11 protein-coding genes are annotated in these 13,835 nt (G+C 59.6%); 6 read left to right on the top strand and 5 right to left on the bottom strand.

Features of this window, described 5'->3' with window-relative positions:
- Positions 1-109: 109 nt before the first annotated feature.
- Both NK667_RS07225 and NK667_RS07220 read left to right on the top strand, forming a co-directional pair.
- On the top strand, positions 110-1,231 hold the full coding sequence (locus NK667_RS07225; RefSeq protein WP_054614195.1) for a hypothetical protein: 1,122 nt from the start codon (positions 110-112) through the stop codon (positions 1,229-1,231).
- Between the two features lie 77 nt (positions 1,232-1,308).
- Positions 1,309-2,097, top strand: a complete 789-nt coding sequence (locus NK667_RS07220; protein WP_054616219.1) for an alpha/beta hydrolase — start codon at positions 1,309-1,311, stop codon at positions 2,095-2,097.
- Here NK667_RS07220 and NK667_RS07215 read toward each other — a convergent pair.
- From NK667_RS07215 to NK667_RS07205, 3 genes are all read right to left on the bottom strand, one after another.
- On the bottom strand, positions 2,092-2,454 hold the full coding sequence (locus NK667_RS07215; RefSeq protein ID WP_054054576.1) for a hypothetical protein: 363 nt from the start codon (positions 2,452-2,454) through the stop codon (positions 2,092-2,094). The two genes, NK667_RS07220 and NK667_RS07215, sit on opposite strands and share 6 nt — an antisense overlap.
- 193 nt (positions 2,455-2,647) lie before the next feature.
- Positions 2,648-3,277, bottom strand: coding sequence for a Vgb family protein (locus NK667_RS07210; protein WP_054614194.1), 630 nt, complete (start codon positions 3,275-3,277; stop codon positions 2,648-2,650).
- A gap of 35 nt (positions 3,278-3,312) precedes the next feature.
- A complete protein-coding gene (locus NK667_RS07205; RefSeq protein WP_054614193.1) occupies positions 3,313-4,533 on the bottom strand; it encodes a hypothetical protein in 1,221 nt (406 codons plus the stop codon).
- Between the two features lie 363 nt (positions 4,534-4,896).
- Between NK667_RS07205 and NK667_RS07200 the strand changes: the two genes are divergently transcribed.
- From NK667_RS07200 to NK667_RS07185, 4 genes are all read left to right on the top strand, one after another.
- On the top strand, positions 4,897-7,476 hold the full coding sequence (locus tag NK667_RS07200) for a bifunctional diguanylate cyclase/phosphodiesterase (RefSeq protein ID WP_054614192.1): 2,580 nt from the start codon (positions 4,897-4,899) through the stop codon (positions 7,474-7,476).
- Positions 7,477-7,650: 174 nt separating this feature from the next.
- Entirely contained in the window at positions 7,651-8,028 is a 378-nt protein-coding gene (locus NK667_RS07195) for a low affinity iron permease family protein (protein ID WP_054614191.1), read from the top strand.
- 93 nt (positions 8,029-8,121) lie between these two features.
- Positions 8,122-9,144 carry an AbrB family transcriptional regulator gene (locus NK667_RS07190; protein ID WP_054614190.1) on the top strand — a complete coding sequence of 341 codons (1,023 nt, stop codon included), beginning with the start codon at positions 8,122-8,124 and terminating at the stop codon, positions 9,142-9,144.
- A 61-nt stretch (positions 9,145-9,205) separates the two neighbouring features.
- On the top strand, positions 9,206-9,412 hold the full coding sequence (locus NK667_RS07185) for a hypothetical protein (RefSeq protein WP_054616218.1): 207 nt from the start codon (positions 9,206-9,208) through the stop codon (positions 9,410-9,412).
- A 550-nt stretch (positions 9,413-9,962) separates the two neighbouring features.
- On the opposite strand, the gene katG is transcribed toward NK667_RS07185, so the two are convergent.
- The gene (katG, locus tag NK667_RS07180; protein ID WP_054614189.1) at positions 9,963-12,218 is read right to left on the bottom strand and encodes a catalase/peroxidase HPI; all 2,256 of its coding nucleotides are present in this window, start codon (positions 12,216-12,218) and stop codon (positions 9,963-9,965) included.
- Positions 12,219-12,573: 355 nt separating this feature from the next.
- Positions 12,574-13,641: an NAD(P)-dependent alcohol dehydrogenase gene (locus NK667_RS07175; RefSeq protein WP_054614188.1), complete on the bottom strand. Its 1,068-nt coding sequence runs from the start codon at positions 13,639-13,641 to the stop codon at positions 12,574-12,576.
- Positions 13,642-13,835 lie beyond the last annotated feature (194 nt).

Raw genomic sequence — 13,835 nt, 5'->3', positions numbered from 1 at the left:
TGACAGTCAACATCGTTGCTGATGATTAAGCCGCCTTCGCGGGCAAGCCTCGCTCCTACAGGGGATTTGTGGCGGACACAAAACTACCGATCGACTGCTAAGGAAGCCTATGGATATTCCAGTGTTTTATTGGCATCAGAATTTCGGGTTCGGCTCCAGGGAAGCGCCCACTACCTGGATGATGCGTTTTGCTCAACTTGAAGAACAACTCACGCGGATGAGCGCCTTGCTGTCTTCTTCATCCAGTTCGTCCAGCGCGGTGGAAGCGGTCGCGGGCTTAAAGCCAATCGCTATTTTTGTGGCCCCGGAATACCTGTTTCGACCGCAGACCATTGAAAAAAACACGGTTACGGCACTCTCCTATTCCGAACAGGAAAAACAAGACATCACCCGTTCCCTGGGGGCGTTAAGCGCAAAATTTCCGGGGGTTCTGATGTTTTGCGGCACCGTTGTATGGCGCAAGGGTGTCGACGCAATTCCCTCACGCTTGCTGGCCCCGGCGCTGGCGGCATGGAACCCGCCAGGGCAAGAAGTGTTTGATGAAGAGGATCAGCAAACCGATATTTTTTATGACGCCTTCGACCCCACGGCCCTTCACCAACAGGCGGAGTTCGAGCGTCGAGCAAAGTACGCGGCCGGGATAAGCGCCTGGCATGCCGCCAGGAAGTCTCACAAAAAAGGCGCTTCTACGCGGTTATTCCGGGAACCTGCGATGGTGGCCAATATTGACGGGTTCAATCAACAGCAAACCTACCAACAAAAAATAGCCGCCCTGCAAGCCCCGGAGCTGAAGTACCTGGTAAAGAACACTTGTTTCGTTTACCTGGACGGCGTGCTCGTTCTCAAGTACAGCAAACAGAACGACTTTCATGAAACCTACCAGAATGCCTCGATTCAATTTGTCCCGGGAACCCAGTGCCCTACGATTAACATTTGGGGGCACACACTCGCGATGATGATTTGTGCGGACTATAACGACCGCCACATCAAGACGTATGTCGATGCCAACGCAATCATCTGGGTGACGATCTCCGACAGCCTTTCTGTCACCGCCGGCGAAAAACTGCCACCCACCAAAACAAAGTCCGGTTTTGCCGCACATATCGCCGCTGCCGGTGATGAAGCGGGCTGCAAATTATTCCAGCGCTCCGGTAAAGGGGTTGCCGATGTGCCGCTAAAACCTGTCGGGCCTGTGCTGCTGCTCGGAATCCTGCCGATCCCGGTGCGGTAACAGACGCCGGGGCGGGGCTGCCAATGGACTAGACTGCGACAATGATCAGCGAAAGCTGTCGTCAGCCCGAGCCGTCAATGCCACCCAGAAAAATCAGCCGAATGCCACGAACTCTGGTGTACATCCTCGTAGCGCTCGCAGCCGTTTACCTGCTGCTGTGCCTGGCGTTGTTCGTGTTTCAACGCGCCTTGATTTACTTCCCGCAACCCGGCGCCATGGCCACAGCGGACACGGTGCTGAAACTCTCGGTAGCCGACGCGGATTTGCAGGTATCCATCAGGCCCCACGACGGTCCCAAGGCGCTGATCTACTTCGGCGGCAATGCCGAAGATGTCTCGCAAAACCTGCCTTCGTTTTCCGAAGCGTTCCCGGATCAGGCGATCTACCTGCTGCATTACCGGGGATACGGTGGCAGTTCCGGCTCGCCTTCCGAAGAGGCTATCGCGCGCGATGCCCTGGACCTGTTTGACCGGGTTTACGCCGAACATCCGCAAGTGGCGGTGATCGGTCGCAGCCTCGGCACCGGCGTCGCCATTCGCCTCGCCAGCCAACGCCCGGCGGCGCGGCTGATCCTGATCACGCCCTACAACAGCCTGCTGGAACTCGCCGCTCGCCAGTACTCGGTTTTTCCGGTGAAGTGGTTGTTGAAGGATACGTTTGACTCAGGCAAATACGCCGAACACATCAGCGTACCAACGCTCTTGATTGCCGCTGAAAACGACGAAGTGATCCCGCGTTCGAGCACGGATCGGCTCTATGGGCATTTCAATCCGGGCATGGCGTCGATGAAGGTGATTGCGGGGGTCGGGCACAATTCAATTTCCGAGAGCCCCGAGTACCTCAAGTTGATAGGCGCCGGGCTATGACTTTCCTCGCGCCAACCGTTGCACCCAGTTCCCGCCGTTGACTCGCTGGCATTGCTCTTCGGAGTCGAACTGCACATGCGCGGCTACCGGGCTGACGAGCACCTCTGCCTCAGTCAACGCGAAGGTGGTCAGTTCGAGCATGCGCTCGCCCTGCCCGTTGGCCAATGCCTGATTTTTCTCGGCTTCGGTATTGAAGACCCAGATCACCCGCAGGCTGGAGGGGAACCTGGCGTAATCGACTTCGTGGGTCAGCCAGCTGAAACCGATGATTTCGGCTTTGGCGGTTTCACAGGCTTCGGTCAGAGTCGCGACGAGGCGGCGTTCGATGTGGGCTTGTTCGCGTTTGCTTGAAGCCATGGGGTGGTCCTTGTGGCTGGCTGGGGTAGGCACAAATCATACTTTACCGTCCGAGGCTTTTCGTTGTCTGTGATGGCCTCTTCGCGAGCAAGCCCGCTCCCACATTGGATCTGTGGCGTACACAAATCCCCTGTGGGAGCGGGCTTGCTCGCGAAGGCGGCCTCAGAGCCGCCACCAAAATCAGCGATTAAACTCATCTCGGCCGCCGCACCGCCCTCACCTTTCCACTGCCACCACCGCCGCAAAAGAACTGATCGCCGCCATCCGACTCCAGCCCCGAAACACCCACCCCTGCCGGCATTTTCACGCTCTGTAAAACCTCGCCAGTGGTCGGGTCAATCCGTCGCAATTCGCTCTCATCGCCTTCCCAGGTGCCATGCCACAACGCGCCCTCGACCCAGGTCACGCCGGTGACAAAACGGTTGGACTCAATGGTGCGCAGGATGGCCCCGGTCTCAGGGTCGATCTGATGAATCTTGCGGTCGCGGTACTCGCCCACCCACAGCGTCCCTTCGGCCCAGGTGAGGCCCGAATCGCTATCGCCGGGCGCGGGGATGGTGTGCAGCACGCGGCCGGTCTTGGGGTCGATTTTCTGGATGCGATCGGCGGCGATCTGGAACAAGTGCTCGCCATCGAATGCGGTGCCGGCGTCGGCGGTGACGTCGATGGCGCGCAAGGTCTGGCCGCTGGCCGGGTCGAGGGCGTTGAGTTTTTCGCCGCTGGCGAACCAGACACGCTGGCCGTCCCAGGTCACGCCATGCACGGCGTCGACACCGGCAAAAGGTCCATATTCACGGAGTATTTCGGCTGTTGAATGTTTCATGATCGCTTCCTCAGTCACGGGTTGGTGAGGTGATCCTAATCACTGGGCAGCGGCGCCGTGAGTAACAAAGTCGTCGCGAAACCGGGCACCGGCGGGGTCATCCAGCGCCGCGCCCGGCCACGTCCGAATGACTGCACCTTGTCGCCCGCCGCCAGTGTATCGAGTGCCCGTTGCACGCTGCGCTGACTGGTGCCGAGCGCCAGCGCCAGCGCTGAGCTCGACCACGATTCACCATCGGCAAGAAACGCGAACAACGCCGCGTATTTCTCCTCGACAGGCTGCGCCAACAGCACGACGTCGCTTTCACCGCGCACCACCAACGCAAAACCGCGCGAGGTGGCGGTCACGCTGGCCAGGGGTTCCAGCGCCGCACGCAAACGTCCGACCTCGACGCGCAAACGGGCGCGATGGGACTCATCGCCAAGCTTCAGTCGAAAGGCCCGCGCGATCAGCGTTTCTCTCGACACGTCCCCCGGCCAGGCTTCCGCCAGCGCCCGAACAATGGCGAACAACACCGGTCGCGAAGCCAGGGGAACCGACATGCCAGCACCGCGCACGCTGTAGCGGCAGGCGTCCACCACCAGCGATGTCGAGGCGAGCAGCGCTTCAACTTCCGCCAGCAACACCGGTCGCTCCTGGCCATGGTCAATCAACCGCGCGACGGGCGTGTCGAGGATCCGGGTGGCGTGCCCGACTTCGGCAGTAAGTGCGGGAATTGCGGCATCAAGGGCGGCCGCTTCGGCTCGGGTCAGGGCTGCACGTGCCGTGTTGGATTGCAGGCGCCGCATCGCAATCCCGGCCACCACCAGTTCATGCACCGCACGCAGGGCTGGCGGCAACGGCGCGGGGTCGAGTTCGGCAAGTGTGTGCTGTGCGTCATCCAGGCGTCCGATCAGCAGCAGACGCCGAATCTCCAGATACCGCGCATGAGCGGCATTAACGAAATCGCCGTGGGCCTCAAGCGTCAATCGTGCCGCGTCGAGCTTCTTGACCGGCCAACCGAGGTCCCGTGACGCCAACGCGATCTCGGCCTCGGCGACCACACATCGCGCTCGCGCCAACGCCTCTTTTGGCCCGAACGCCCGCGCCGCCCGCTGCACCAATGCCCGTGCTCGCTGCAGATCGCCGAGTTGCGCCATCGCAATGCCCCGCAATGCCAGCGCCGCCGCGTCTTCGCGCAGGGCGATGCGGTTCAGCGCTCCGAGGGGATCACCCGCCGCCAGTGCTCGCGCTGCTGCGGTGATCAGCGAATCCATTTGAGTCGCGCCACAGTGGTCACTCCTGCCGGTTGATGCACAGAGTTGAGTCTATCTCAGGATGACGGACCTCGAATTGATCCGGGGTTTGTGGCGGCTGGGCAGCCGCTTTCGCGAGCAAGCCCGCTCCCACATTGGATCTGTGGAATACACAAATCCCCTGTGGGAGCGGGCTTGCTCGCGAAGAGGCCCTGACAATCACCGCCAAACCCAGGATGGTCCCAACACTCTCCCCCACGCGACCTATACTCACGCCCATAGATGCATCACCAACCGTCGCAAATGTCTGAATCACCGGGCAGCCAGACAAGTTCAACAACCAAGGCTGCCCACCCGCCGCGACAATGGATCAAGGACGAGTGCATGGATGTCTCAGCCTATACGGCCCCCGCCCCCACGCGACAAAACCTTGTAACCCGACGCCTGGCTTTTGCAATGGCGATTCTGTTTATCGTCGGCGTGTGCATGGTGGTCGGCGCGTTGTTCAGCATCGCCACCGGCCTCGACGCCGAAGACATCAACGACACCCGCTTCTACACCGCCCGCGCGCTGGAAAACCGCATCACCGCGTCGAAAAACTACATCACCAGTTACGCCTTCTGGACCTCCGCCTATGACCATTTGAATGGCGAAGTGGACACTGACTGGGCGTACACCCAGCAAAACATGGGCAAAACCATGTTCACCAGCGATGGCTACGAGGGCGTGTTCGTGCTCGATCGGGCGCGCACCAAATACGCGGTGATTCGCGGGCAATTGGTCGAGGGAGAATTTTCCAGTTACCTGACGGCGTCTGCCGCAGCGTTGATCGAGCAGGTCCAGGGCCAGGAGGAACTGAACAAACCGGTGAGCCTGTACACGATGTTCGAAGGAGCGCCGGCATTGTTGACCGCCGAGGCGATCATGCCGAATGACGAGCGTCCGATTGAAGATCCGAAAACCACGTCAGTGCTCGTGTTCGTCGATCAACTGAGCACGGCCAAACTGCATGCCCTGGGCACCAGTTATGGCCTGGACAATCTGAAACTCGCTCTCGATGGCTCCCTCGCAAAAAACCAGCAGCAAGTGCCGCTGGAAAGCACCGGCTACAGCCTGATCGCCGAACTCGATCAGCCCGGCAAGCATTTGTTGTGGTCGTTGTTGCCAACCCTGGGCGGGACCTTGGTGTTGCTGATGTTGCTGACCGCTTATTTCTTTCGCTATGCGCTGCGCTCGTCTCGATACGTCGACAGCAGTTATGAAGTCTTGCAAGCCTCCAACCAGGCGCTGGAAACCGCCAATCACGCTTTGGAGGCCAGCGAAGAGCGCTTTCGCGCGGTGGCGGAAGCGGCGTCCGACTGGATCTGGGAAATCGATCAGCGCCAGTTCATTACCTATTTGTCGGGACGCTTCAGCGCCGTCACGGGTTTCTCCGATCAGCAATGGCTGGGACTGAACATCGAGCAATTGCTGTATTGCGACACCACGCCGCTGGCCCTGTGGCTGAACAAACTGACCGAAGAAACCAGTGTCAGCGACCTGCGCTGCACCTACCGCGATCAGACCGGGGAACAACGCTACTGCCGGGTGTCTGCGCGACCGATCTTCGACAACCAGCGCATAGTTGGTTACCGGGGCACAGCCAGCGACATCACCGATGAAGTCGCAGCCCACGCGCAAATCCAGCACCTGTCGATGCACGACGCGCTGACCGGATTACCCAACCGCAACAAGCTCGCGCGCTATCTGGAAGAGGCCCTGCTGCTCAAGGAACACTCGGCGCCGCTGACGTTATTGATGCTCGACCTGGACAACTTCAAACCGATCAACGATTCACTCGGCCATCCCGCCGGCGATGTGGTGTTGCAGGAAGTCGGCGCGCGTTTGCGTGAGTGCACCCGCGACCATGACATCGTGGCCAGGCTGGGCGGTGACGAGTTTGTCGTGGTGCTGCACAACATGGACAGCCGCAGCGAGGTCGACAAGTTCTGCGCCCGGCTGATCGAAAGCCTGCACCGGCCCATCCACTATGAACAGCACGCCCTGCATGTCGGCGCGAGTCTGGGCATCGCTCTCAGCCGACGCCTGGGTTATGTGCCCAGCGAACTGATCCGCTGTGCCGACATTGCCCTGTACAAGGCCAAGTCCGACGGTAAAAACACTTGGTGCTATTTCGAAGCGCACATGAGCGACCAGATCCAGCATCGTCGCCAACTGGAAAACGACCTGCGGCTGGCGGTGCAACGGCATGAGTTTGTGCTGCATTACCAGCCGCGCTACAAAGTGGACGGCAAGGAAATCGTCTCGGTTGAAGCGCTGGTCCGCTGGCAGCATCCGACCCAAGGGCTGCTGGGGCCGGACTTGTTCATTCCGTTGGCCGAACAAACCGACCTGATCGTGCCGCTGGGGCGCTGGGTCCTGCGCGAAGCCTGTGAAACCGCCCTCACCTGGCCGGACGACCTCATGCTATCGGTCAACCTGTCCCCGGCCCAATTCGCCCGCAGCGACGTGGTCGAGGATGTCCGCGAGGTGCTGGTCGAAACGCGCTTCCCGGCCAGCCGCCTCGAACTGGAGATCACCGAAAACGTGATGCTCAACGACATCGACGGCGCCCTCACTACCATGAACGCCCTCAAGGAACTCGGCGTGCGTCTGAACATGGACGACTTCGGCACCGGCTATTCCTCGCTGGGATACTTGCGCGCTTACCCGTTCGATGGCATCAAAATCGACAAACGCTTCATCGCCTCGATGGGCAGCGGCGGCAACGACCGCGCCGTGGTCCAGGCGATCATCGGCCTGGGCAAAGCCATGGGCCTGACCGTCACCGCCGAAGGCGTCGAAACCGAAGAACAGCTGAACATCCTCGGCGCCGATCAATGCCACGAAGTGCAAGGCTTCTACATGAGCCGCCCGATCGACAAACAAGCCTTCAGCCAACTGCTCAGAAATTCCCGCCCCTAATCGAGATCTTTGTAGGAGCGAGGCTCGCCCGCGAAGAGGCCCTCAATATCACCACAACCCCAAGCCAGACACCTCCAGCCTAAAAAAGACGTTTCGTCGGACTGTTTAAATGTAAAAAAGAATTTCAAGAACTCGCCGCAGTCCATGGTTCACCCACCCTCAGGAACCACGGCCATGAAATTCGCAAAATTCTGTCAATCCCTTTCCAACTGGGCCGGCAGCTCCAAAACCTTCCTGCTCGCCATTGCCCTGATCGGCATCTGGGCGTGCACCGGGCCGTACTTCCATTACAACGACACCTGGCAACTGATCATCAACACCTCGACCACCATCATCACCTTCCTGATGGTTTTCCTGATTCAAAACACCCAGAACCGCGACAACGACATTCTGCACTTGAAAATCGACGAGCTGCTTCGTGCCACCCACGAAGCGCAAAACGCGGCACTGTGCCTGGACAAGTTGGGGACCAAGGAACTGCGCGCCCTGCGTGAGCAATACAGCACGATGGGGGAAAGCGCGCCGATGAAGATGCCGACGCCTGTGGAATAGGCGCAGCGCCTTTTGCTTGACGCTGCACGCGGATCAATGGGAGAAAGTGCATGGTTTGAAACATTGGGAAACAACTAGAATCAAGGAAGACTCATGAAAACCCTACTGTGTTTGCTCATCGCCACAGGGGTAGGCGCGGCGTTGCAATACGCCGGCGTGCCCCACGGCCTGTTGCTCGGTTCAATCCTCACGAGCGCACTGATCGCCAGCAACTTGCACTTTGCGCCGACCGTGCCTTTGGGCCTCGGCTACGTACAAGTCGTGCTCGGAATCGCCACCGGCCTGATGTTCAAGGCGTGGGATAGCCACACCGCCGCCGCCCTGCTGCCGAGCCTGGGCTTTCTGTTTGTGTGCCTGGCCGTGCAGATCACCGTGGCCGGTTTCTGGCTGTTCCGGGTGTCTGGCTGGAATCTCAAGGACTCGCTGCTGGCCGTCTACCCCGGCGCCCTCGCGGCGGTGTTTGATTTGCTGGAGTCCGAGCGGGCGTCCGGCAAAGTGATCGTCGTGCACCTGGTGCGGTTGCTGTCGATTACCGTGCTGGTCAGTTTTCTCATCCCCGCACAAACCAACCTGGTGATCGCCGAAGACTCACCGTTGCTTACGGGCACCGTGGTGATCGTTCTGTCGCTGATCGCCTTGTGCATCGGCATCGGTCGCGTGCTGCTGCGCATCGGCGTTCCGGCACCGTTCATGCTCACCGCTATCGTCGCCACCGGCGTCTACGTCAAGATGGGTTTCCTGCCGGACTTCCAGATGCCGCCCTGGAGCGTCAACTTCGCCACCGTCATCCTCGGCACGCTGATCGGTTCCAAATTCAAGGATATTTCCCTGGCGGACCTGGTCCGCCACGGCCGCTCCGGCGTGATGTCGGTCTCGCTGATGGTGCTCATCGCCGCAGCATTTGCAGTCCTGGCCTCGCGAGTGCTGGGCAGCGATCCGTTGTCGTTGTGGCTGGCCTACATGCCCGGCGCCATCGAAACCATCGCCATCGTCGCGTTCAGCGGCGGGCTGAATGTGGTGTTTATCCTCACCCACCACCTGGTGCGCATGGTGATGCTGCACTTTGCCCCGGCAGTGCTGGTTCAGGCACGGCGCTGGCGCGAGAGTGAACTGTAGAAATCTCGAACTCTGGGCATAACCGCGCCTCCAATGAATACGGTCAATGGAGGTATGCGAAATGAACGATGAATCGAAAGCAACGCCCACCGATGCATCCGGCAAACCGGTGAATGTGGTGGAACGCGATCTTGAGGATCGAGATGACGATACCCGAGGCGTGGATGAGGTAATTACGCCCACCTCTACTCGGGTTAAAGAGCAGGATGCGGAGGAGCTGCAGAAGAAAGTTGATGAGATTGAACGCAAGGTTGCGGATGGCAACTAGACGAAGCCACCTGTGGCGAGGGAGCTTGCTCCCGTTGGGTTGCGCAGCGGCCCCCATTCGGTGACTCGGTTATTTCTGGTACACCGCAGCGCCTGAAGGGGGGCGCTTCTCGCCCCAGCGGGAGCAAGCTCCCTCGCCACAGGGTTTTCTTCATGTCGGAGAAATCGTGGCAAGGACACCAATCAAAATGGTCAGCACCAGAAACCCACCCAGGAAAATCGCCATCTTAGCCATAAGGCCTCCTACCACTTGAGTTTGCGGCGCAACAGGCGCAGTGAAGTGTGTTCACTTCAGGCGGCCGGGCCGGTGAGGCATTGTGGGACTCGGGCTGATCTGGTTACAGAGGCAGATGGCACTGGAAAATACGGATCAGATTGCAGAATTCCTTGTGGGAGCGGGCTTGCTCGCGAAGGCGGTGGGTCAGCCAATATTGATGTCGGCTGACACGACGCCTTCGCGAGCAAGCCCGCTCCCACACGGTTTGTGTAAATGCAGGGCAAAAAAAAGCCCGCTGACCGTTAACGGTTCAGCGGGCTGTTGGCTGCTTACATCACTTCAAATCAAACCGATCAAGGTTCATGACCTTGACCCATGCCGCCACGAAGTCCTTAACAAACCGTTCCTTCGCATCACTGCTGGCATACACCTCCGCCAACGCACGCAACTGCGCGTGTGAACCGAAGACCAGGTCAACCCGCGTCGCGGTCCACTTCACTGCGCCGGTTTTGCGATCACGTCCTTCGAACTGCTCCTGCGCATCCGACGTCGGTTTCCACTCCACGCCCATGTCCAGCAGGTTGGTGAAGAAGTCGTTGGTCAGCGCTTCTGGCCGCTGGGTGAAGACGCCGTGTTTGGTTTGGCCAACATTGGTGTTCAACACCCGCAGCCCACCGATCAATGCGGTCAGTTCTGGCGCGGTGAGGGTCAGTTGCTGTGCCTTGTCGATCAGCAGGTGCTCGGCCGGTACGCTGTAGCGGGTTTTTAGGTAGTTGCGGAAGCCGTCGGCGATCGGTTCGAGGAAGCCGAACGATTCGACGTCGGTTTGCTCTTGCGACGCGTCCATCCGCCCTGGCGTAAACGGCACTGTCACGTTGTGGCCCGCGTTTTTCGCCGCTTGCTCAACGCCAGCGCTGCCCGCCAATACGATCAGGTCGGCCAGGGAGATTTTCTTGCCGCCGTTGCTGAACTCGCGCTGGATGCCTTCAAGTTTCCCCAGCACGCTGGCCAGTTGATCGGGCTGGTTGGCTTGCCACGACTTCTGCGGTTCCAGACGCAAGCGTCCACCGTTGGCACCACCTCGTTTGTCGGAGCCACGGAAAGTCGAAGCTGCTGCCCAAGCGGTCGACACCAGTTGCGAAACGCTCAGCCCCGAGGCCAGCACTTTGCTCTTCAGTGCAGCAATGTCGCTGTCGTTGACCACCTCGTGGTCGAGGTCCGGAATCGGGTCCTGCCAGAGCAATTCTTCGGCGGGCATTTCCGGGCCGAGGTAGCGTGACAGCGGGCCCATGTCACGGTGAATCAGCTTGAACCAGGCGCGGGCGAACGCATCGGCGAGTTGGTCCGGATTCTCAAGAAAACGTCGGGAAATTGGCTCGTAGATCGGGTCGAAACGCAGGGCCAGGTCTGAAGTCAGCATGGTTGGGTTACGCCGTTTCGACGGATCGAAAGCATCTGGAATGATGCCAGCGCCCGCGCCGTTTTTCGGGGTCCACTGGTGCGCGCCGGCCGGGCTTTTGGTCAGTTCCCACTCGAAGCCGAACAGGTTTTCCAGGTAGTTGTTGCTCCACTTGGTTGGCGTGGTGGTCCAGGTCACTTCCAGGCCGCTGGTGATGGTGTCCGGCCCCTTGCCGGTGCCGAAACTGTTCTTCCAGCCCAGGCCCTGTTGTTCGAGGCCCGCCGCTTCCGGCTCTGCACCGACATTGTCGGCAGGCCCGGCGCCGTGGGTCTTGCCGAAGGCGTGGCCACCGGCGATCAGCGCCACGGTTTCTTCATCGTTCATGGCCATGCGGCCGAAAGTCTCGCGGATGTCCAGGGCCGACTTGACCGGGTCGGGCTCGCCTTCCGGGCCTTCGGGGTTGACGTAGATCAGGCCCATTTGCACAGCGGCCAACGGGTTTTCAAGGTTGCGGCCGTGGTCGGTACGGCTCTCCTCGTTTTTCCCCGGCTCGGCTACCAGAGGACCGTCGCCCGGCGCTTCCACGGGAGGATTTGCCTTGTCGTAGCGGGTGTCGCCGCCGAGCCACTTGGTTTCGGAACCCCAGTACACGTCTTCGTCCGGTTCCCATACATCGGGACGGCCGCCAGAGAAACCAAAAGTCTTGAAGCCCATGGACTCCAGCGCCACGTTGCCGGTGAGGACAATCAGGTCAGCCCAGGAAATGTTCTGGCCATACTTCTGCTTGATCGGCCACAGCAGCCGCCGCGCCTTGTCGAGACTGACGTTGTCCGGCCAACTGTTGAGCGGTGCAAAGCGTTGCTGACCCGACCCCGCCCCGCCACGCCCGTCACCGGTGCGATACGTACCGGCCGCGTGCCAGGCCATGCGAATAAAGAACGGCCCGTAGTGACCGAAGTCCGCCGGCCACCAGTCTTGCGAGTCGGTCATCAGCGCATTCAAATCCGCTTTGACCGCCGCAAAATCCAGTTTCTTGAACGCCTCGGCATAGTTGAAGCCCTCATCCAGGGGATCGGACAGGGACGAGTGCTGGTGCAGGATCTTCAGGTTCAGTTGATTCGGCCACCAGTCGCGGTTCGTCGTGCCACCGCCAGCGGCGTGATTGAACGGGCATTTCGATTCAGTTGCCATGTAAGAGCTACCTTTGGTCGTGTTCATCCAGCTACCCGGCCCGACGGGCCTGCAATAGCAATGAGTGAAATCAAGGACATAGGCTGCTGGGCCAGGCAGTTCGATCAACTGCCCATAAAGCCACACGGGAATTCCAGAAATGGGCGATCGATTCGCCAGCACGCGGGCCCACGGCAAGCCTGTGACTCTTTTTATCTCGTTATCAGGGTATTAAGCGGCCAGCATGCGCTGGCGCAACGGTAAGACTAGACCGTCTGGAGGGGACTGCTAATAGCCGCAGTGTTAGAGCGTGATAGGCGGAATCTTTTGACGGGTGGCTCATGTGCCCCTCGGATCAGATCCGAGGGGCGATCCATCAAGCAGCATTCGCTTCTTTCTTGAGGCTGCTCATATCAATCACAAACCGATACTTCACATCGCCCTTCAACATCCGGCCATAGGCTTCGTTGATGTCCTGAATGTTGATCATCTCGATATCCGAAACAATCCCGTGCTGGGCGCAGAAATCCAGCATGTCCTGGGTTTCCTGAATCCCGCCAATCAACGAACCGGCCAGACTGCGGCGCTTGAAGATCAGGTTGAACACTGACGGCGACGGATGCGGACTGTCCGGCGCGCCGACCAGCGTCATCGTGCCATCGCGCTTGAGCAGGCCGAGGAACGCGTCCAGATCATGCGGCGCGGCAACCGTGTTGAGGATGAAATCCAGGGTGTTGGCAAACTTGGCCATCTCATCCGGATTTTTTGATACCACCACTTCATCGGCGCCCAGACGCAAACCGTCTTCACGCTTGTTCGGCGACGTGGTGAACAACACCACATGCGCGCCCATGGCATGCGCAATCTTCACGGCCATATGCCCCAGACCGCCGAGACCGACTACGCCGACTTTCTTGCCAGGACCAACCTTCCAGTGATGCAGAGGCGAATACGTGGTGATGCCGGCACACAGCAGCGGCGCGACAGCAGCCAGATTGGCGTCACCGTGGGAAATTCTCAGAACGAACTTCTCCTTCACCACGATATTGTCCGAGTAACCACCGAAGGTGTTCTCGCCGCCAAACACCGGACCGTTGTAAGTACCGGTGAAGCCATTTTCACAATATTGCTCGTCGCCTTCCGCACACGATGCACAGTGCTGGCAGCTGTCTACCATGCAGCCAACGCCGGCCAGGTCGCCAACCTTGAACTTGCTGACATTTGCGCCGACCGCGGTTACACGACCCACAATTTCATGGCCCGGCACCGACGGATACAGGGTGTTGTGCCACTCGTTTTTTACGGTGTGAAGGTCGGAATGGCACACGCCGCAATAGAGGATATCGATCTGCACATCATCAGCGCCCGGGGCGCGACGTTCGAAGGTGAAAGGCTTGAGCGAGTCCTTGGCGCCTTGCGCGGCATAGCTGTAAGTCTTGGTCATTGCGATCGCCTTTTGAGTCAGATGTTGAATACAAGAGGAGTAGCGTAGTTGCTGAATCGTTCAAGTGGATGACAGGAGCGGTCGATTGAGCGTCGACCGTCTGGGGGACTTGGCGGCTAAATGGCGCCGTGGTGCGTACAGGGTACGACTTGGGTAGGCCGCAGCGATGGCTGCATTCTGCTGAATTCTTGCCT

The sequence above is a fragment of the Pseudomonas nunensis genome (assembly GCF_024296925.1).
In the GTDB taxonomy this organism is placed as follows: domain Bacteria; phylum Pseudomonadota; class Gammaproteobacteria; order Pseudomonadales; family Pseudomonadaceae; genus Aquipseudomonas; species Aquipseudomonas nunensis.
This window is presented reverse-complemented; position numbering and strand designations above follow the sequence as displayed.